Annotated in this window: 22 protein-coding genes; 10 read left to right on the forward strand and 12 right to left on the reverse strand. The window is 37.7% G+C overall.

What is annotated here, in order from left to right:
- Window positions 1–147: 147 nt before the first annotated feature.
- The 3 genes from EL215_RS06125 to grpE form a co-directional block, all read right to left on the reverse strand.
- Entirely contained in the window at window positions 148–729 is a 582-nt protein-coding gene (locus tag EL215_RS06125; protein ID WP_126470891.1) for a uracil-DNA glycosylase family protein, read from the reverse strand.
- Window positions 730–803: 74 nt separating this feature from the next.
- Window positions 804–2,930, reverse strand: coding sequence for an anaerobic ribonucleoside-triphosphate reductase (nrdD, locus tag EL215_RS06130; protein WP_126470893.1), 2,127 nt, complete (start codon window positions 2,928–2,930; stop codon window positions 804–806).
- A gap of 265 nt (window positions 2,931–3,195) precedes the next feature.
- Window positions 3,196–3,771, reverse strand: coding sequence for a nucleotide exchange factor GrpE (grpE, locus tag EL215_RS06135; protein ID WP_049356656.1), 576 nt, complete (start codon window positions 3,769–3,771; stop codon window positions 3,196–3,198).
- A gap of 130 nt (window positions 3,772–3,901) precedes the next feature.
- On the opposite strand from grpE, the gene EL215_RS06140 reads away from it, so the two are divergent.
- The gene (locus EL215_RS06140) at window positions 3,902–4,792 is read left to right on the forward strand and encodes an NAD(+) kinase (RefSeq protein WP_126470895.1); all 891 of its coding nucleotides are present in this window, start codon (window positions 3,902–3,904) and stop codon (window positions 4,790–4,792) included.
- Window positions 4,793–4,867: 75 nt separating this feature from the next.
- The gene (recN, locus tag EL215_RS06145; protein ID WP_126470897.1) at window positions 4,868–6,544 is read left to right on the forward strand and encodes a DNA repair protein RecN; all 1,677 of its coding nucleotides are present in this window, start codon (window positions 4,868–4,870) and stop codon (window positions 6,542–6,544) included.
- Between the two features lie 23 nt (window positions 6,545–6,567).
- Here recN and EL215_RS06150 read toward each other — a convergent pair whose 3' ends face one another.
- Both EL215_RS06150 and EL215_RS06155 read right to left on the reverse strand, forming a co-directional pair.
- Window positions 6,568–7,134: an aminotransferase class IV family protein gene (locus EL215_RS06150; RefSeq protein WP_049356662.1), complete on the reverse strand. Its 567-nt coding sequence runs from the start codon at window positions 7,132–7,134 to the stop codon at window positions 6,568–6,570.
- Complete coding sequence (locus EL215_RS06155; RefSeq protein ID WP_126470899.1) at window positions 7,134–8,108, reverse strand: aminodeoxychorismate synthase component I; 975 nt, start codon at window positions 8,106–8,108, stop codon at window positions 7,134–7,136. The genes EL215_RS06150 and EL215_RS06155 overlap by 1 nt, the downstream gene beginning before the upstream one ends.
- 76 nt (window positions 8,109–8,184) lie before the next feature.
- On the opposite strand from EL215_RS06155, the gene EL215_RS06160 reads away from it, so the two are divergent.
- From EL215_RS06160 to htpG, 5 genes are all read left to right on the forward strand, one after another.
- Window positions 8,185–8,775, forward strand: coding sequence for an anthranilate synthase component II (locus EL215_RS06160; RefSeq protein WP_049356665.1), 591 nt, complete (start codon window positions 8,185–8,187; stop codon window positions 8,773–8,775).
- Window positions 8,776–8,853: 78 nt separating this feature from the next.
- The gene (metK, locus tag EL215_RS06165) at window positions 8,854–10,008 is read left to right on the forward strand and encodes a methionine adenosyltransferase (protein ID WP_005696483.1); all 1,155 of its coding nucleotides are present in this window, start codon (window positions 8,854–8,856) and stop codon (window positions 10,006–10,008) included.
- Window positions 10,009–10,064: 56 nt separating this feature from the next.
- Window positions 10,065–10,580, forward strand: a complete 516-nt coding sequence (locus tag EL215_RS06170; RefSeq protein ID WP_126470901.1) for a SprT family zinc-dependent metalloprotease — start codon at window positions 10,065–10,067, stop codon at window positions 10,578–10,580.
- A gap of 50 nt (window positions 10,581–10,630) precedes the next feature.
- Window positions 10,631–11,149: an opacity family porin gene (locus EL215_RS06175; protein WP_049356673.1), complete on the forward strand. Its 519-nt coding sequence runs from the start codon at window positions 10,631–10,633 to the stop codon at window positions 11,147–11,149.
- 212 nt (window positions 11,150–11,361) lie between these two features.
- Window positions 11,362–13,242: a molecular chaperone HtpG gene (gene htpG / locus EL215_RS06180; RefSeq protein ID WP_164757057.1), complete on the forward strand. Its 1,881-nt coding sequence runs from the start codon at window positions 11,362–11,364 to the stop codon at window positions 13,240–13,242.
- A gap of 31 nt (window positions 13,243–13,273) precedes the next feature.
- Here the strand turns inward: htpG and EL215_RS06185 are convergent, their stop codons facing one another.
- Window positions 13,274–13,630 carry a hypothetical protein gene (locus tag EL215_RS06185; protein ID WP_126470905.1) on the reverse strand — a complete coding sequence of 119 codons (357 nt, stop codon included), beginning with the start codon at window positions 13,628–13,630 and terminating at the stop codon, window positions 13,274–13,276.
- Between the two features lie 8 nt (window positions 13,631–13,638).
- Window positions 13,639–13,806 carry a hypothetical protein gene (locus EL215_RS10270; RefSeq protein WP_164757058.1) on the reverse strand — a complete coding sequence of 56 codons (168 nt, stop codon included), beginning with the start codon at window positions 13,804–13,806 and terminating at the stop codon, window positions 13,639–13,641.
- A 134-nt stretch (window positions 13,807–13,940) separates the two neighbouring features.
- Here EL215_RS10270 and EL215_RS06190 point away from each other — a divergent pair, with 134 nt between their 5' ends.
- The 3 genes from EL215_RS06190 to EL215_RS06200 are packed head-to-tail and all read left to right on the forward strand — an operon-like array spanning window position 13,941 to window position 16,128.
- The gene (locus EL215_RS06190; RefSeq protein WP_126470907.1) at window positions 13,941–14,285 is read left to right on the forward strand and encodes an ArsC family reductase; all 345 of its coding nucleotides are present in this window, start codon (window positions 13,941–13,943) and stop codon (window positions 14,283–14,285) included.
- Window positions 14,286–14,312: 27 nt separating this feature from the next.
- Complete coding sequence (gene dapE, locus EL215_RS06195) at window positions 14,313–15,446, forward strand: succinyl-diaminopimelate desuccinylase (RefSeq protein WP_126470909.1); 1,134 nt, start codon at window positions 14,313–14,315, stop codon at window positions 15,444–15,446.
- Window position 15,447: 1 nt separating this feature from the next.
- A complete protein-coding gene (locus EL215_RS06200; RefSeq protein ID WP_126470911.1) occupies window positions 15,448–16,128 on the forward strand; it encodes a M15 family metallopeptidase in 681 nt (226 codons plus the stop codon).
- 40 nt (window positions 16,129–16,168) lie between these two features.
- Here EL215_RS06200 and rapZ read toward each other — a convergent pair whose 3' ends face one another.
- From rapZ to lptC, 5 genes are read right to left on the reverse strand one after another with little or no spacing between them, the layout of a single operon-like run.
- Window positions 16,169–17,026 (reverse strand): RNase adapter RapZ, encoded by an 858-nt coding sequence (gene rapZ, locus EL215_RS06205; protein ID WP_126470913.1) that lies wholly within the window; start codon window positions 17,024–17,026, stop codon window positions 16,169–16,171.
- Between the two features lie 34 nt (window positions 17,027–17,060).
- Window positions 17,061–17,579: a PTS IIA-like nitrogen regulatory protein PtsN gene (gene ptsN / locus EL215_RS06210; RefSeq protein WP_126470915.1), complete on the reverse strand. Its 519-nt coding sequence runs from the start codon at window positions 17,577–17,579 to the stop codon at window positions 17,061–17,063.
- A 2-nt stretch (window positions 17,580–17,581) separates the two neighbouring features.
- Window positions 17,582–18,307, reverse strand: coding sequence for an LPS export ABC transporter ATP-binding protein (gene lptB / locus EL215_RS06215; protein ID WP_126470917.1), 726 nt, complete (start codon window positions 18,305–18,307; stop codon window positions 17,582–17,584).
- 3 nt (window positions 18,308–18,310) lie between these two features.
- Window positions 18,311–18,829 carry a lipopolysaccharide transport periplasmic protein LptA gene (gene lptA, locus EL215_RS06220; RefSeq protein ID WP_126470919.1) on the reverse strand — a complete coding sequence of 173 codons (519 nt, stop codon included), beginning with the start codon at window positions 18,827–18,829 and terminating at the stop codon, window positions 18,311–18,313.
- Entirely contained in the window at window positions 18,810–19,418 is a 609-nt protein-coding gene (gene lptC, locus EL215_RS06225) for an LPS export ABC transporter periplasmic protein LptC (protein ID WP_126470920.1), read from the reverse strand. The genes lptA and lptC overlap by 20 nt, the downstream gene beginning before the upstream one ends.
- Between the last annotated feature and the right edge of the window lie 67 nt (window positions 19,419–19,485).

Genomic DNA, 19,485 nt, shown 5'->3' on the forward strand with positions numbered 1-19,485 from the left:
TTTTCCTCATATTTGTTAATAGTCACCGATTGTAGCACAAGAAAGATTAATCAGAAAAGAAGACATACTTAAAACGGATTAGTATCATAATAAAAAACTATTAATATATTGAATTTATTAAAGATAATCTATAAATCAGATGTTAAACTAATAAGATAAAATCATTTTTACTTGCTTTTGCAATGTTGGCACAATCTCTTGCTCAAACCATGGATTTTTCTTGAGCCAAATTTGGTTGCGTGGAGAAGGGTGAACGAGCGGGAGAAAGTGAGGCAGAAAATTACGGAAATGGTGAACTGTTTCAGTTACATTAAGCTTGTTTTCCGGTAAATAATATTTTTGTGCATATTGCCCGATAAGAATGGTGAGTTCTATATTGGGCAAGTTAGCTAAAATCGGTGCATGCCATTTCTCTGCAAAGCCTTTGCGTGGCGGTAAATCACCCGATTTGCCTTTTCCTGGGTAATAAAAATCCATTGGGATGACTGCAAACATACCTGAGTGATAAAAGGTATCACGATCCACACCTAGCCATTCACGTAGTCGATCACCGCTTTTATCATTCCAGTATAAACGACTTTCTTGGGCTTTAATTCCAGGTGCTTGTCCGACGATATTAATACGAGCGGTAGTTGGCGCAGCAAAAAGCGGTTCAATGCCTTTTTTGGTGAACGATTGATTGTCGGGATCTTGCATGATGGATTGAGTGATTTGTGTAAGTGTTGGCATAGTACTTCCTTCTTTGTTGAAATAAAAATAGCTCACTTTTGATGAGCTATTTTATCATAATCAATGTTACAACATTATAGGTGTTTTACTCGACGTTTTACTTCTTCTTGCTTGCCCGCATTGAATGGACGAGCGTCAGGGCTGCCGAGATAACCACAAACCCGTCGGGTCACGGAGACTTTTGCACTGTCATGATTACCGCATTTTGGACAGACAAAGCCTTTACTTGTGCAATTAAACTCTCCTGTAAAACCACATTCATAACATTCATCAATTGGCGTATTCGTGCCGTAATAAGGTACGCGATCGTAGCTATAATCCCACACATCTTCGAGAGCTTTGAGATTATGTTGAATATTTGGGTATTCGCCATAACAAATGAAGCCACCACTGGCTAATTCAGGATAAGGCATTTCAAAGTCTAATTTATCGTATGGATTAACTTTTTTCTCTACATCTAAGTGATAGCTGTTAGTATAGTAGCCTTTATCGGTAACGCCTTCAATAACGCCAAATTGTTTGGTATCTAAGCGACAGAAACGATCACACAAGTTTTCACTTGGTGTGGAATAAAGGCTAAATGCATAACCCGTTTCTTTCTGCCATTGTTTTACCGCTTCACTTAAACGACGCACAATCGCGATACCTTTTTCACGTAGTTGCACATCGTCAAAAATATGCCCTTTTTTATACAGCGCATTGATGGTTTCGTGAATACCAATATAGCCTAAAGAAATTGATGCTCGTCCATTTTTGAAAATATCCGCAACATTATCGTCGGCGTTTAGTCGAACACCACAAGCGCCTTCCATATAGAGAATTGGCGCGACACGAGCTTTGGTATTTTCTAAGCGAGCAATACGGGTAAGCAAGGCTTTCTTCGCGAGGGCTAAGCGTTCATCTAAAGTGCGGTAGAATTTTTCTTCGTTTCCTTGCGCTTCAAGGGCAATACGGGGCAGATTCAAACTCACCACACCTAAATTATTGCGACCATCATGCACTTCATGCTCGTTTTCTTCATAGGCACCTAAGAAGCTACGACAACCCATTGGCGCTTTGAATGAGCCTGTGACTTTAACCACTTGATCATAGTTTAAAATATCTGGATACATGCGTTTTGAAGCGCATTCTAATGCCAGTTTTTTAATGTCATAGTTCGGATCTTGTTCGTTTTGGTTCACGCCTTTTTTAATGGTAAAGACCAGTTTAGGGAAGACAGGTGTTTTGTGATTTTTACCCAAACCACGAATACGGTTTTTCAAAATTGATTGCTGAATCAAACGTTCTTGCCAACTTGTGCCTAAGCCAAAACCAAAGGTCACAAACGGCGTTTGGCCATTTGACGTATGGAGCGTATTGACTTCATATTCGAGGGATTGAAACGCATCAAAACATTCTTTTTCAATTAGCGCTTTCGCATAACCTTCCGCATCCGGAATTTGCCATTGGGCGGCATTTTTCAAATGTTTTTCAAAACTGAGTTGAACATAAGGCGAAAGCACTTCATCAATGCGATTAATGGTTGTACCGCCATAAATATGGCTGGCTACTTGAGCAATAATTTGTGCGGTAACCGCTGTTGCTGTACCGATAGATTTAGGCGGCTCAATTTCAGCATTACCCATTTTAAAACCATGAGAAAGCATGCCTTTTAGATCAACGAGCATGCAGTTAAACATCGGGAAAAATGGTGCGTAGTCTAAGTCGTGATAGTGGATTTCCCCTTTTTCATGGGCTTCAACAACATCTCTTGGCAGAATATGACGTTTGGCATAATGTTTTGCCATAATACCCGCCAGTAAATCACGTTGGGTAGGGATAACTTTCGCATCTTTATTCGCATTTTCATTGAGCAATTCTACATTGCTTTGCTCAATCAGCCCTTCAATTTCTTTGGTTAATTGGCTGCGTTTTTCACGTGCAAGATTACGATCGTGACGATATTCAATATAAGCACGTGCAATTTGTGGATACTTACTTGTCATTAAGTGATTTTCAACAATTTTTTGAATCTGGTTGATATCAATTTCATGCTGATAATGACTAAAAATTTCAGTATTAATCTGCTGGCTCAGATCATGAATATAAATTTCATCAACAATATTGACCGCACTTGCTGCTTTTTTGATTGCATTAGTAATACGTTGTAGGTCAAACCCAATTCGTGAACCATCACGCTTAATCACAAAGAAAGCGTTCATTTTATGACTCCTGTAAGGTAGCTATGAAAAAATTGAAATCACTATATATAGTTTCATTTAACAGATCAATACACAATATGTAGTGATATTTTATGTTTATTGATGGTTGAAATTGAGTTGAAACCTTGATAAATCTGGAAAGCAAGAGTGTTTTTGTTGAGAATTATTCGCAAATTATTTTTTAATAAATTTGATCTAAATCAAGATTTTTGGCAATAAAAAAACGGACGAAAAATCGTCCGCTCTTTAAGTCATAGAAAAGAAATTAAGCTGCAACCATTACCATAGCTGGGCGAATCACACGACCATTTAAGGTATAGCCTTTTTGTAAAACGGTGGTGATTTGGTTGCTTTCAAACCCTTCAGCTGGTTGCATAGAGATGGCTTGGTGGAGATCCGGGTTAAAGGTTTCACCCACTGCGCCAACAGGCTCAACACCAAAGCGAGCCACCGTTGAGAGTAACTCTTTTAAGGTTAGCTCCACACCATCGAATAATGCTTTGATGCTTTCATCTTCCTTATTAGCAGGTGTTGAAAGCGCACGCTCTAAGTTATCAATGGTATTTAAAATGTCTTTTGAAAATTTTTCTAATGCAAATTTATGTGCTTTTTCAACATCTTGTTCGCTACGGCGACGCATATTGTCAATTTCTGCACGAGTACGAAGCAATAAATCTTGTTCTTTTTTAGAGGTTTCTTCTACTTGTGCTTTTAATTGTTCTTCAAGCTCTTGCACACGAGCGATCGCTTCTTCTAACGGATCTTCCGTCGAAGTGGTTTCCTGTTGAACTTCTTCAACGAGTTCTTCATTTTCATTTAAGTTTTGTGCTTGTTCTGACATCTTTTTCTCCATTGATCAAAAATTAGCGCTATTTTAGCAAAACTGAATTGCTATGTAATATAATGGCTAAAATTTTAAATTCAAGTGCGGTCAAAAATCAGTAAGTCTGTACTTGGGAGTAATCATAGTTATGGATGAATTAGTTAAATCATTTAAAACCATCGCCTTGATGGGAAAACCGCGTCGCGATCTTAATTTGCAAATGCATAAAAACTTGTATCAATGGCTGAAAGAACGAGGATATCGAGTTTTAGTGGAAAAAGATGTCGGTGAAAAATTTGGTTTACCCGAAGAGGTGTTAGCGACAGTTGAACAAATCGGTGAGCAAGCACAACTTGTGATTGTGATCGGTGGTGATGGCAATATGCTAGGACGTGCTCGCATTTTGGCTAAATATCATATTCCAATGATTGGTATTAACCGAGGTAACTTGGGCTTTTTGACCGATATCGATCCGAAAAATGCTTACGCACAGCTTGAAGCTTGTTTGGAACGCAGCGAGTTTTTTGTCGAAGAGCGTTTTTTATTGGAAGCTAAAATTGAACGCAATGGTGAAATTATTTCTAGTGGTAATGCAGTAAATGAGGCGGTGATTCACCCGGCTAAAATTGCGCACATGATTGATTTCCATGTTTATATCAATGATAAATTTGCCTTTTCTCAACGTTCAGACGGCTTGATTATTTCCACGCCAACAGGTTCAACGGCTTATTCGCTTTCTGCTGGTGGCCCGATTTTAACGCCAAATTTAAATGCGATTGCCCTTGTGCCGATGTTCCCGCACACACTTTCTTCTCGACCATTAGTCATTGATGGCGACAGCAAAATTTCCATTCGCTTTGCCGAGCATAATACTTCTCAGTTAGAGGTTGGCTGTGATAGTCAAATGGCACTCGATTTTTGTCCGGATGATGTGGTGCATATTGAAAAAAGTCCGCATAAACTGCGCCTATTGCACCTGAAAAATTATAATTATTACAATGTATTAAGCACGAAATTAGGCTGGCTTAAAAATTTCTAATTCAAAAAGTTAAAAATCTCTTTACTGTATATTATATCAGTTATAATATATGGATATACAGTTAAGGAGATTTTTATGCTAACCCAACTTATCATCAATAATTTTGCAATTGTTCGTCAATTAGAAATTGAATTGTCGAAAGGAATGTCTGTAATTACGGGTGAAACCGGCGCAGGAAAATCTATTGCTATTGATGCGTTGGGATTATGCTTGGGACAACGTATTGAAACCTCTATGGTTCGAGAAGGGCAGGAAAGAGCCGAAATCTGCGCCACATTTTTTATTGAACCAACTAACCCCGCTTATCAATGGTTGCAACAGCAGGAATTGCAAGATCCTGATAATCCCTCCGATTGTATTTTACGTCGTGTTATTAATGCAGATGGACGTTCTAAAGCCTTTATCAATAGCACGCCCGTATCGGCTTCTCAATTAAAAGAAATTGGTCAATATCTTATTCATATTAATGGGCAGCACGCTTCTCAGTTATTATTGAAAAATGATTATCAGCTTCAGTTGGTGGATACATTTGCACATCACAATGATTTACTCGCTCAAATGCGAGAAGATTATCGAGCGTGGAAAAATCTTCAAACACAAGTTAAAAACTTCCAACAACAAGTCGCCGAGAATGAAGCGAAGAAGCAACTTTTACAATACCAGGTAGAAGAATTGGATGAGTTTGCCCTTCGTCCAAATGAGTATTTAGAATTAGAAGAGGATCAACGTCGTCTATCAAATAGCGAACAGCTAACACAGTTATCACAATCAGCCTTACAGTTACTCAGTGAAAATGAGACCGTGAGTATTGATTCTATGCTTTATCGTGCGACACAGTATATTGATGAATTAAGTGAGTTAGATCCTCGATATGTTTCTGTTCAAACAATGTTGAATGATGCGCTTATTCAAGTGCAAGAGGCGACAAATGAAGTCCAACATCTTGCTTCTCATATTGAGCAAGATCCGATGTTATTACAAGAGATTGAACAACGTTTAGGTCAAGCTTTACAACTTGCACGCAAGCACAATGTGAAACCTGAAGAGTTGGTGGTATGGCATCAAAAATTAAAAGCAGAATTGACCGCACTTTTAGATTTTTCAGAAAGTGAAGAACGTCTGATTCTGGAAGAAAAAACTGCCTTTGAGAAAATGCAACATACGGCAAAACAATTACATGAAAGTCGTAGCCAAGCTGCAGAGAAATTATCACGACAGGTGACACATTCTATCAAAGGCCTTGCAATGGAGAATGCCGAGTTTTTCATTGACGTGAATTCAGATTTAGCTAAAGTAGCGGCAAATGGGGCAGATAATATCGTCTTTACTTTACGCAGTAATCTAGGACAACAAGCGCAACCACTAGCAAAAGTGGCATCAGGTGGTGAATTGTCTCGTATGTCATTAGCGATTCAAGTCTTAACATCAGATCAATCGGCGATTCCAACACTGATCTTTGATGAAGTTGATGTTGGGATTAGTGGTAAAACCGCAAGCGTAGTGGGTAAATTATTGCGCCAATTAGGTGATAAATGCCAAGTGCTTTGTGTGACTCATTTACCACAAGTGGCATGCCACGGACATCATCAATTTAATGTTGAGAAATTTACCGTTGATGATAAAACAGAAACTAAAATGACCGCACTTTCTCAAGAAGAGCGCATTCCTGCTCTTGCAAGATTACTCGGAGGCAGTGAAATTACGGATCTTGCTTTAGCAAATGCGCAAGAAATGTTAGATTTAGTCAAATAGAATGAAGTGAATGAATGGGCATTTTATAGCCCATTCAAGGCATTAATAACTCGAATTTCGTCAAACTGTTCAAGTTGTTCTTGTCTAATTTCAATTTCTTGAAGTTGACCGGATTGCAATAGATATGTTCGTTGTGTGCCTTGTAATAAAGGGGTATTGGGGGTGAACCATTGACCGCCTTTTCTAAAGGCGAGATTGCCAATAGAGCAGTCTGTCACAAAGCCCTCTTTAATAATAATAATTTCATCAGCCTTTCCCTTTTGTGCAAATAATGCATTGATAAGTTCACGATCAACATATTTGAGCGAATAGTCAATTTCATTACAGACTATGGGCTTGAATACACGATGTGTTTTCGGTATATATTCAAGGTATGAAATTTTAGTTTGATGAGCGTTGTAGTCAATTCGACAGCGAACAAGCTTATTATCTAGCTCCTTAGGGGCTTGAATTAGATCTAAAAGATTAAAAAAAGTGACCGCACTTTTTCCATAATAAGTGATAAGGCTACGCTCATAGCGAGCTTGATGCAGAGCAATATTTTGAATTTTACCATTTTCAATGGCGATGGTTTCAAATAAAGGGAACATTACTTTTCCTTTTGAATTGGAAGGTAAACTTTGGCAATCAACTCTTGATATTCATCTTCAAGTTGGCTTTGAATGGTAATGCCGCCACCACTACGAAAATAAAATTTATCATTTTTTTGTTCAATAAAGCGAATTGCGACGGCACTATTTAGGTTTTCGCCATCAAAAATACCGAAAATTCCCGTGTAATAGCCTCGAGCTTGTTTTTCAGCTTGTTGAATAATGGAAACCGTTTTTTCTTTAGGCGCACCGCTAATCGAACCAGCAGGTAAAAGTGCAGCTAATATTGAGCCAATTGTATTTTGCCAATTATTTTCCAGTTCACCACAAATTTCTGAACTGGTTTGCAGTATTTCGCCTCGTTCTGTGTAAATACTATCGATGTAGCGAAAACGAGATACTCTGATGTTTTTTGCGACCATTGAAAGATCATTACGCATTAAATCTACAATGGTGTAATGTTCTCGTTGCTCTTTTTCATCATTTAACAAATTCGCTTTGGCATTAGGCTGGCTCGCATCAATCGTTCCTTTCATGGGATACGTATAAATTTTGTTTTGTCGAATTTGTACAAAGGATTCAGGAGAAAAGCAGACAAATTGATCCTTAAAAAGTAATTTATAAGGCGCTTCAACCGAATGAAAAATTTGGCTTAGGTTGCCATTTAATTCGATTTCACTAGGATAAGTGAGATTGAGTAAATAGGAATTTCCTTTTTGTAATTCGTGTTGAACAAGATTAAACCCTTGTTTATAGTGATTTAACGAAATAGGCTTTTTCGTAATGAGAGATAAACCAATGTGCGGTTGATTTTCAACGATATTTTGGGCCTTTTGAATATTCCAATATATCCCTTGTTGAGTGGCAACGTTGAGAGGATAAATTAAAGGTTTCTTCTGTTCAAAATCAATTAAGAAGAAAAAAGGTTGGCGTAATGCGCCATAAGCATTAGCTTGATGAATAAAAGTTTGCATGAGTTGTAGATAAAAAAATAAAAAGGATTTTAACGCAGAATCGCTATAATGTTGAAATGAATTTAGTCACCGAATTATGGTACTAGCCCGTATGAAAAAAATTTTAGTTATCAATAATCATGATTCTTTTACTTATAATTTAGTGGATCTCATTCGCCAATTACAGGTGAGTTTTGATGTGGTCAGTGTTGAAGATTTATCATTAGATTGTGTGGAAAATTATACACATATTTTAATTTCTCCAGGACCAGATGTTCCAAGCGCGTATCCACAATTATTTGTGATGTTAGAACGATTTTATCAAACAAAGTCCATTTTAGGTGTTTGCTTAGGACATCAAACCCTTTGTGAATTCTTTGGCGGAGAGCTTTATAACTTGCCAAGTGTGCGTCATGGGCAAAAACGACTCTTAAAAGTGCGGTCAAATTCAGGCTTATTTTTAGGGCTTCCTGCTCAATTTGAAATAGGTCTTTATCATTCTTGGGCAGTACAAAGTGAGAGTATGCCTGAGGCATTAGAAATTACAGCCGTTTGTGATGATGAAATCTTAATGGCAACACAGCATAAGAATTTACCTATTTTTTCAGTGCAATTTCATCCAGAGTCTTATATGTCAGAATTCGGTGAACAAATCTTACAAAATTGGTTAAATTTTAAAAATACTTGATGGAAATACTTGAAGATTATCCTAAAATACGTATTATAGACGTCTATACGTCAATACATCCAAAAAAGAAGAGAACTTATGTCTAGCTATTTATTTACTTCTGAATCTGTTTCAGAAGGACATCCAGATAAAATTGCCGATCAAATTTCTGATGCAGTACTTGATGAAATTTTAAAACAAGATCCTAAAGCACGTGTGGCTTGTGAGACCTATGTCAAAACAGGGATGGCGTTAGTCGGTGGTGAAATTACCACATCAGCATGGGTTGATATTGAAAACCTTACTCGACAAGTGATTTGTGATATTGGTTACAAACATTCTGAAATGGGTTTTGATGGTAATTCTTGTGCCGTATTAAATGCGATCGGTAAGCAATCATCAGATATTAATCAAGGTGTGGATCGTGAGAATCCATTGGATCAAGGTGCGGGTGATCAAGGGATTATGTTTGGTTATGCGACAAATGAAACCGAAGTTTTAATGCCAGCGGCGATTACTTATGCACACCGTTTAATGGAAAAACAAGCCGAAGTGCGTAAAAGCGGAAAACTCGCGTGGTTACGCCCAGATGCGAAAAGCCAAGTGACCTTAAAATACGAAGATAACAAAATCGTGGGTGTAGATGCAGTCGTCCTTTCAACACAACATAGTGAAGAAGTCTCACAAAAAGAAATTTATGAAGGCGTGATGGAAGAAATTATCAAGCCAATTCTGCCAAGTGAATGGTTATCTCAACAAACAAAATATTTCATTAACCCAACCGGTCGTTTTGTGATTGGTGGTCCAATGGGCGACTGTGGTTTAACAGGTCGTAAAATCATTGTTGATACCTACGGCGGTGCAGCTCGTCATGGTGGTGGCGCATTCTCTGGTAAAGATCCATCAAAAGTAGACCGTTCAGCGGCTTATGCTGCGCGTTATGTGGCAAAAAACATTGTTGCAGCAGGTCTTGCAGATCGTTGTGAAATTCAACTTTCTTATGCAATTGGCGTGGCTGAGCCAACTTCTATCATGGTAGAAACTTTCGGTACAGGAAAAGTATCAAACGAAGTATTGGTTAAGTTAGTGCGTGAATTCTTTGATTTACGTCCTTATGGTTTAATTAAAATGTTAAATTTAATTCAACCAATCTATCGCCAAACTGCCGCGTATGGACACTTCGGCCGTGAACAATTCCCATGGGAAAAAGTAGATCGCGCTGAAGAATTGCGAGCAGCAGCGGGTCTAAAATAAGTGAATTAAATGTATATAATAAAAACCGCTAATTTAGCGGTTTTTGTTTACTTAACATGATGATGTCATCTCAAACTCAGTTTCGGTATTTAAAAATGCAGGTACAGCGCAAACTTGCAGAAACATTACAATTGGCTGAAAATCACTTTCAACGGAAATTTCCTATTCCGACAATCAGTTATGACTTGCGAGGTGTAAAAGCTGGCGTTGCATACTTGCAGAAAAATCAGATTAAGTTTAACCGTACTTTGCTACTCGAGAACTCAGATGAATTTATTCGTCAGGTAGTTCCCCATGAATTAGCTCATCTTATTGTGTATCAAGTATTTGGTCGGGTGAAACCGCATGGACGGGAATGGCAAGCAGTGATGACACAGTTATTTAATCTCTCTGCCGATACTTGTCATCAATTTGATGTGAAAAGTGTACAAGGTAAAATGTTTGCTTATCAGTGTGAATGTCAGACGCATTATTTAACGATTCGTCGGCATAATCGTATTCAGCGCAATAAAATTATCTATTTATGTCGAAAATGCCAAGGAAAATTATTTTTTCATGGTGAAAATAAGTAAGTGATATGATATATTTTGAGTATTTTCAATAAAATAGCAGGAGTTATCCAATGAAAAAGTCATTATTAGCTATTGTTGTCGGGGCATTCGCAGTGGCTTCAACAGCAAATGCAGGTTTATATGCGGAAGGCGATCTAGGTCTTTCAAAAACTAAATTGAGCCATGGTGGTTCAAGCAAAACGAAAGTTGAGCCTCGTGTAGCAGTAGGTTATAAATTAGGTAATGTGAGCGTAGCAGGTGATTATACTCATCATGGCAGCTTTCAAGGCACTAAAGTTCAAGGCGTCGGAGCAACAGTATTTTATGGTTTTGATACTAACTCTCAAATTGAGCCTTATGTTGGCGCTCGTTTAGCTGCAAACCGTTTTAAATTTGAAGAAAGGGCAGATCAACGCTATAAAAGCTCTTCTGAAACTAAAGTAGGCTATGGTGTCGTAGCAGGGGCTAAATATAAATTAGCCGAAAAGGTGTATGCAAACGGTGGTTTAGAATATAACCGTTTAGGTAGCTTTGACGACACTAAAGTGAATAATTACGGTGCAAAAGTAGGTGTAGGTTACGAATTCTAATTTTTAGAGTACCCAAAACCTCCTTAAGAAAACACTTTTGGTTTAACGGTGATTGCTTATAGTGATCACCGTTATTCATTTCTAGATATTTTAGGAAAATGTTTGAATAAAATACGGTGAAAATTCACCGCACTTTGGTTTTCCCCTTGAAATCTTTCTTTTTATTCTTATATCTGTGACGTTCAATTTTTATTTTTATGAAGGAAAAAATTATGTTACAAAATCAAGAAGCTCGCGGCTTTCAATCTGAAGTCAAACAACTCCTGCAATTAATGATTCATTCTTTGTATTCTAACAAAGAGATTTTTTTACGTGAATTAATTTCTAATGCCTCTGATGCGGCAGATAAATTACGTTTTAAAGCGCTTTCGAACTCCGCTTTATATGAAGGCGATGGCGACTTACGTGTGCGTGTTAGCTTTGATGCGGATAAAGGAACCATCACGATTAGTGATAACGGCATAGGTATGACTCGCGAGCAAGTCATCGATCATTTGGGTACGATTGCAAAATCAGGAACAAAAGAATTTTTAACCGCACTTGGCCAAGACCAAGCAAAAAATAGCCAACTTATTGGGCAATTTGGTGTAGGTTTTTATTCAGCTTTTATTGTGGCAGATAAAGTGACTGTAAAAACTAGAGCGGCTGGCGAAGAGGCGGATAAAGCAGTACTTTGGGAATCTGCTGGCGAAGGCGAATATTCTGTGGCGGATATTGAGAAAAAATCTCGTGGCACAGATGTGATTTTGCACTTACGTGAAGATGAAAAAGAATTTTTAAACGAATGGCGTTTGCGTGAAATTATCGGTAAATATTCTGACCATATTGGCTTACCAGTGGAAATGCTGACGAAAGAATACGATGATGAAGGCAAAGAGTGCGGTGAAAAATGGGAGAAAATTAATAAATCCGATGCACTTTGGACGCGTTCTAAAAATGATGTGTCCGATGAGGAATACAAAGAGTTTTACAAACACTTAAGCCATGATTTTGCTGATCCTGTGACTTGGGCGCATAACAAAGTGGAAGGAAATCAAGCATATACTAGTTTGCTTTATGTGCCAGCTAAAGCACCTTGGGATTTATTTAATCGCGAACATAAACACGGCTTAAAACTTTATGTTCAACGTGTATTTATTATGGATGATGCTGAGCAATTTATGCCGAATTATCTCCGTTTTATGCGTGGTTTAATTGATAGCAATGACTTGCCATTAAATGTATCTCGTGAAATTTTACAAGATAACAAAATTACGGCTGCATTACGCAAAGCATTAACTAAGCGTTCATTACAAATGCTAGAAAAATTAGCAAAAGATGATGCAGAAAAATATCTTCAATTCTGGAAAGAGTTTGGTTTAGTCTTGAAAGAAGGCCCAGCAGAAGATTTTTCTAATAAAGAAACTGTTGCGAAGTTATTACGTTTTGCTTCAACGCATAATGATAGCAACGAACAAACTGTCTCTTTAGAAGATTACATATCGCGTATGAAAGAGGGGCAAAAAGCTATCTATTACATTACAGCTGATAGTTATGTTGCAGCGAAAAATAGCCCGCACTTGGAATTATTCAATAAAAAAAGCATTGAGGTTTTATTGCTTTCCGATCGCATTGATGAATGGATGTTAAGCTATTTAACTGAATTTGACGGTAAACCATTACAAAGTATCACCAAAGCAGATTTGGATTTAGGCGATTTAGCGGATAAAGAATCTGAAACACAAAAACAACAAGATAAAGCCTTTGGTAGTTTTATTGAGCGTGTGAAAAACTTGCTTGGTGAACGCGTGAAAACGGTGCGTTTAACTCACAATTTAACGGATACACCAGCGGTGGTTTCTACGGATAATGATCAAATGACGACCCAGATGGCGAAATTGTTTGCAGCCGCAGGACAACCTGTACCAGAAGTAAAATACACCTTTGAACTTAATCCAGAACACCATTTAGTGAAAAAAGTGGCTGGTATTGCAGATGAAACTGAATTTGCTGATTGGGTGGAATTATTACTTGAACAAGCTATGTTAGCAGAGCGCGGATCTTTGGAAAATCCAGCTGTGTTTATTAAACGCATTAATAAATTATTAGGCTAACTAAAAATAAATAAGCCCGATTAAATCGGGCTTATTTATTGGGATAGTATTGAGGATAATCCTCAATCCATTTTTTTATTGTTTTTTGTTGCTTGAGTGTATTCGCAAAATTAAATGTTTTTCGTTTATTATTAAATTTAGCACCTAAAATAATGACTTTTCTTTCGTCTTCGGCCACTTCATATAAAAAATAGATATTATTTATTGTAATGTATTTATAGCCAGTTTTTCCCCAGAACGGTCTAAGTTGCGGGATATTCATTAAAATCATTTTTAGTTTATCAAGATCATCTTGAGTTAGATAAGTCACGATAAATTGTTTTAGAAGATCTTTTTCAAGGCAATCCTCTGATGTTTCAGCAATATAAACATCGTATGTTGGCAGCATAATCAACCCTATTTTTTAAAATTGAATGGCTCAATTTTATGATTTAAAATAGCTTTCCAAGCTTCCGAACTTGCTTTTGCAGCTAATTGTCGTTCTTCCAAACTAAAAGCGTATTCTTCCTTGTCTTTTTTTTGCGTTTTGAGTAAATCAGAAATTTGTTCAAAAGTGAGTTCCATTTGAGACTCCTTACTGTGTATATTGACAATATTATGCCTGACTAAGTGACTTTTTTCATCTGTTTTTTCATCGAATTGTTGCTCGTTTTTCAGGTATAATGCTGTAATTAAATGGCGAGAAAAGAGAGAAAAATATGATTACAGTTTACGGCATTAAAAATTGCGATACAGTGAAGAAAGCGTTGAAATGGCTGGTGGATCACAATATTGAACACAAACTTCACGACTACCGTGTTGATGGGTTAGATTTGAATTTTTTAACTCAAGCGGAAGCTCAATTTGGCTGGGAGGTATTGGTCAATAAACGCAGTACAACTTGGCGTAATTTGGATGAACAAGTTAAAAATTCTCTTGATAAAACCACCGCACTTTCCGTGTTGGAGGAAAATCCAACTTTAATTAAACGCCCAATTATTTTACAAGATGGAAAGACATTAATTGGTTTTAATGAGAAGGAATATCAGGCTGCTTTTGCCTAGAGTGCGGTTATTTTCTTAGGAGTTTTTATGAGAGAAAAAGTGATTTCGTTGGCGCAAGATTTAATTCGTCGCCCGTCTATTAGCCCGAATGACGAAGGCTGTCAGCAAATTATTGCCGAACGTTTAGAAAAATTAGGTTTTCAAATTGAATGGATGCCTTTTAATGATACGTTGAATTTGTGGGCAAAACATGGAGCGGGTGAGCCAGTTATTGCTTTTGCAGGTCATACGGATGTAGTGCCTACTGGCGATGAAAATCAGTGGTCATTTCCGCCGTTTTCTGCTGAGATTATTGATGGCATGCTTTATGGGCGTGGTGCGGCGGATATGAAAGGATCCCTTGCAGCAATGATTGTGGCGACGGAAGAATATGTAAAAGCAAATCCTAATCATAAGGGCACAATTGCATTATTGATCACCTCTGATGAAGAGGCCACCGCGAAAGATGGTACAGTACGTGTTGTCGAAACCTTAATGGCACGCGGTGATAAAATCACTTATTGCATGGTAGGCGAGCCGTCTAGCTCGAAAACATTGGGTGATGTGGTTAAAAATGGCCGTCGTGGGTCGATTACAGGTAATCTCTACATTCAAGGTATTCAAGGTCATGTAGCTTATCCTAATTTAGCGGTAAACCCAATTCATAAAGCCGCCCCTTTCTTGCAGGAATTAACCACTTATCAATGGGATAATGGTAACGAATTTTTCCCACCGACCAGTTTACAAATTGCAAATATTCATGGGGGAACAGGGAGTAATAATATCATCCCTGATGAGCTTTATGTGCAATTCAATTTACGTTATTGTACGGAGGTCACTGACGAAAGCATTAAGCAGAAAGTGGTAGAAATGCTCGAAAAATATGATTTAAAATATCGTATTGATTGGAATTTATCGGGTAAACCATTTTTAACGAAACCGGGTAAATTATTAGATGCGTTAACGATAGCTATTGAGCAAACAACTGGTATTACACCACAAGCAGAAACTGGCGGTGGTACCTCTGACGGACGTTTTATTGCATTAATGGGCGCTGAAGTTGTGGAATTTGGGCCGCTTAATGCAACGATTCATAAAGTGAATGAATGTGTAAACGTTGATGATCTGACCAAGTGCGGTCAGATTTATCATCAAATGTTAATGAATTTATTGGATAAATAAGATGAAATTAACGCCAGAAATGTTAACCGGCAAATCTCGTAAACATTTGATCAATTTGCCTACACCTCATTCTCCGAATCATTTTTTGCAAGCAGAGGCAATGAAAGCGTTTCAAGGATTGCAGCAAAGTGCGGTCAAAAATGGCTTTAATTTGCGGCCTGTGAGTAGCTTTCGTGATTTTGAACGTCAACAACTCATTTGGAATGGTAAATTTAACGGTGAACGCAAGGTTCATGATGATGCAGGAAATCCATTAGATTTAGCGTTATTAGATGATTGGCAAAAAGCACAAGCGATTTTACGCTGGTCAGCGCTTCCAGGTGGCAGTCGTCATCATTGGGGAACAGAAATCGATATTTTTGATCCTGATCTTTTGCCTCAAGGTCAATCTTTACAACTTGAACCTTGGGAATATGAAAAGGGGGGCTATTTCTTTGAACTTAGTGAATTTCTCACTGAAAATCTACCGCACTTTGGTTTTGCTTTGCCATTTATCAGCCAACCAGAAGGTAAAAAAATAGGCCGAGAGCCTTGGCATATTAGCTATTTACCGTTGGCAGAGCTGGCATCACGATTATTTACGCCAGATGTGCTATTGCAAGTTTGGCAGAATGAAAAGGTAGAAGGAAAAGAAACGTTAATTACTCACTTGCCTGAGATTTTTGAGCAATATGTGATTTAACAAAAAACGCAGCAAGTCGCTGTGTTTTTTTATGGTTTGATTAATTCTTTTTATTCTTTTCCAAGGATTTATGTTGAATTTTTACATTCTTGCCTTTGGCTTGGAAATATTCACCAATTTGTTGAGCAATGTAAACAGAACGATGTTTACCTCCTGTACAGCCGATGGCAATAGTGAGATAGCTTCGGTTATTTTGCTCTAACATCGGTAACCACGTTTCAATGTAATTGCGTGTTTGGTAGATAAAATTATTCACTTCATCATGCGCAAGTAAAAATTGTGCAACGGGTTCATCAAGCCCTGTCATTGGACGAAGTTCTGGATTCCAGTGCGGGTTAGGTAGAAAACGCACATCAAAGACATAATCGGCATCAAGTGGAATGCCATATTTAAAGCCAAACGATTCAACCACGATCTTAAGTTCTTTATCTGTATTACCACGTAAAACTTCTCTTAAACGTTCAGATAACGCATGGGTAGAAAGTTGTGCGGTATCAATAATAAAATTAGCATGTTGAATTAAAGGCTCAAGTTGCTGATATTCTAAATCAATCGCTGATTCAAGCGGGAGATCTTGTGCTGAAAGTGGATGAAGACGACGTGAATCGCTGTAGCGACGAATAAGTGTACTACGATCGCTGTCCAAAAAGATGATTTTGACGGAATAAGTAGTTTGAATATCTGTCAGAATCTTGTCTAAATCAGCACTTGAATGAGGAAGATTTCGAATATCAAGACTGATTGCAACAGCTGTTTGAGTTTTGGCGAGAATATTGGTGAGTTGAGGAAGTAAATCGAGAGGGAGATTATCCACGCAATAATAGCCTATATCTTCCAAAGATCGTAATGCGACAGATTTCCCTGCGCCGGAGCGACCGCTGATAATAATAATTTCCATCTGCGTGATTCCTTATGGTGGTTAGTAGGTTAGGTTATACCTCTTGAGGTTCAATATTATCTAAATTTGTGTCGTCTTCAGATTCTTCTGAATGATCGGCATATTCAAAAATTTGCCAAATTTCATCCGCACTTTGTGCAGAGCGAAGTTGTTTAATTAAGCTTTTATCGGTTAATTTTTTAGTGAGCTTAGCCAAAACAGGGATGTATTCTTGGCAGAGATTTTCTGGTACGAGCACCGCAAAAACGATATCTACCGGTTTGTTATCTGCAGAGTCATATTCAACAGGACTGTCTAACTGCATAAATATGGTTAATATTTTATCTAAAACATTTTTAGGTAATTTGGCTTTAGGCATTGCGACGCCATTACCTAATCCAGAATTGCCTAATTTTTCTCGTTCAAATAAACATTCAAAACAAGTCTGCTCGCCATTTTCGCCATGAAGTTTCTCCACAACGAAAGCTGCAATGGATTCAAATAATCGTTTCTTGCTAGAAAAAACAACCCCCTGACGAATATCATCAGGGGAGAGGAAGGTCGTAAATTTCATGGTTATAATTTAAATTGTTCACCTAAATAGACACGCTTAACGTGCACATCATTCATGACTTCTTCTGGTGTACCCGTGGCAATAATTTTCCCTTCGCCAACAATATAAGCACGTTCACAGACATCAAGAGTTTCGCGTACGTTATGGTCGGTAATTAACACGCCTAAGCCACGATTACGGAGATCCGTGATGATTTTCTTAATATCCGTGACCGAGATAGGATCCACACCAGCAAAAGGTTCATCTAGTAAAATAAATTTTGGATTTGCTGCTAAGGCGCGCGCAATTTCCACACGACGACGTTCGCCACCTGAAAGCGATTGTCCCAGGCTATCACGAATATGGCTAATATTGAACTCATCAATTAACTCATCCGCTCTCTCTCGGCGTTGCTCAGCAGTGAGATCTTTACGAATTTCTAATACCGCCATAAGGTTTTCATACACCGTTAAACGACGGAAAATAGAGGCTTCTTGTGGTAAATAGCCAATTCCTCGACGAGCACGTTCATGCATAGGTAATACGCTAATATCATTGCCATCAATGGTGATTTTTCCCTGATCGTGACGCACTAAACCAACGACCATGTAGAAAGTAGTGGTTTTACCTGCACCATTTGGACCAAGTAGCCCAACAATTTCATTGGAGTTTACGGTTAAACTCACATCAGAAACCACTTTTCGACTTTTATAGCTTTTTGCGAGGAATTCAGCTTGTAATACAGACATCGGTTATTTTTTACCTTTTTGTTGTAATTGAGTTGGAATTAAGATGGTTTGTACTCGCGATTTTCCATTACCATTGGCTTTTAATTGTTGTTTTTTTACATCATAGGTGATACGTTCACCATTGATTTTACTATCTAATTGTTTTAATTCGGCCTTATCGGTTAATGTTAAGAATTCAGTACCTAAATCATAGTGAACTTTATTTGCTTTACCATCAACGGGTTTACCGTCATCAAGTTGTTGATGGAAGCTAACCGGGGTGCCAAATGCTTCAACAGTTTCTTTTTTACCTGAATTTTCTGGTGGACGAGTAATGACCACTTTATTGGCTTTAATCAAAATGGAACCTTGTGTAATCACAACGTTATCGGTAAAGGTTACCACGCTGTTTTCCATATCTAAAGATTGATTATCTGAGACAATATTAATTGGTTTATTGGTATCGTCTTTTAATGCAAAAGCAGATAAAGACGTCATCATTAATGCGGTTAAAAGCAGAATTTTATTGTTTGTTGATTTCATAATATGTTTTTACCTGTTCCTTTAGAGTTGCTACTTGCTGACGTAAATTTCCGACGAGCTTTAAACCACTTGAGTTAAAGTTTAATCCATTAATTTTTACTCGCTTATCAGAAGTAATGTCTTGTGTTTTTAAATTAATCACTGCTGCTTCTGTTTCAACACGTTGTAGGCGAGATAAAGGGTTAAGGCTCTCAGCAACTACACCACCTTCAAGATAGAGCATTTGATCTTTTGTTAATTTTGCCTTTTTGGCACTGAGCTTCCAATTTTGTTTTTCTAATTGAATTTTATCGGTTTTATCTTCTTTGTCTTTATTGTCCAAAGAAACATCAAAAAGATAGACTAACGGCGAAATAAAATCCGTATGACCGTCTTGTGTGTAATATTCCACTTTGTCGGAAATCGCAAGATATTGCTTTTTGCCTTCTGGCGAGAATACAGTCGTTTCCATTTTATTACCAACGTATTCTGGGCTATCAGGCTTTTTAATGAGGCTTTGTAAATCGCTATGATCTTGGTTAAGCGAATAATACCAGCCTAATAAAGCCAGGGCGATGACACCTAAAATAATATTCCAACGAATATTCATAAATAACGTTTTTTCCTTCTTAAAAGGGTAGCTAATCATAGCACTTTTTTGACACAAAGTGCGGTCA

This window comes from Haemophilus parainfluenzae (genome assembly GCF_900638025.1).
GTDB classification, from domain to species: domain Bacteria; phylum Pseudomonadota; class Gammaproteobacteria; order Enterobacterales; family Pasteurellaceae; genus Haemophilus_D; species Haemophilus_D parainfluenzae_J.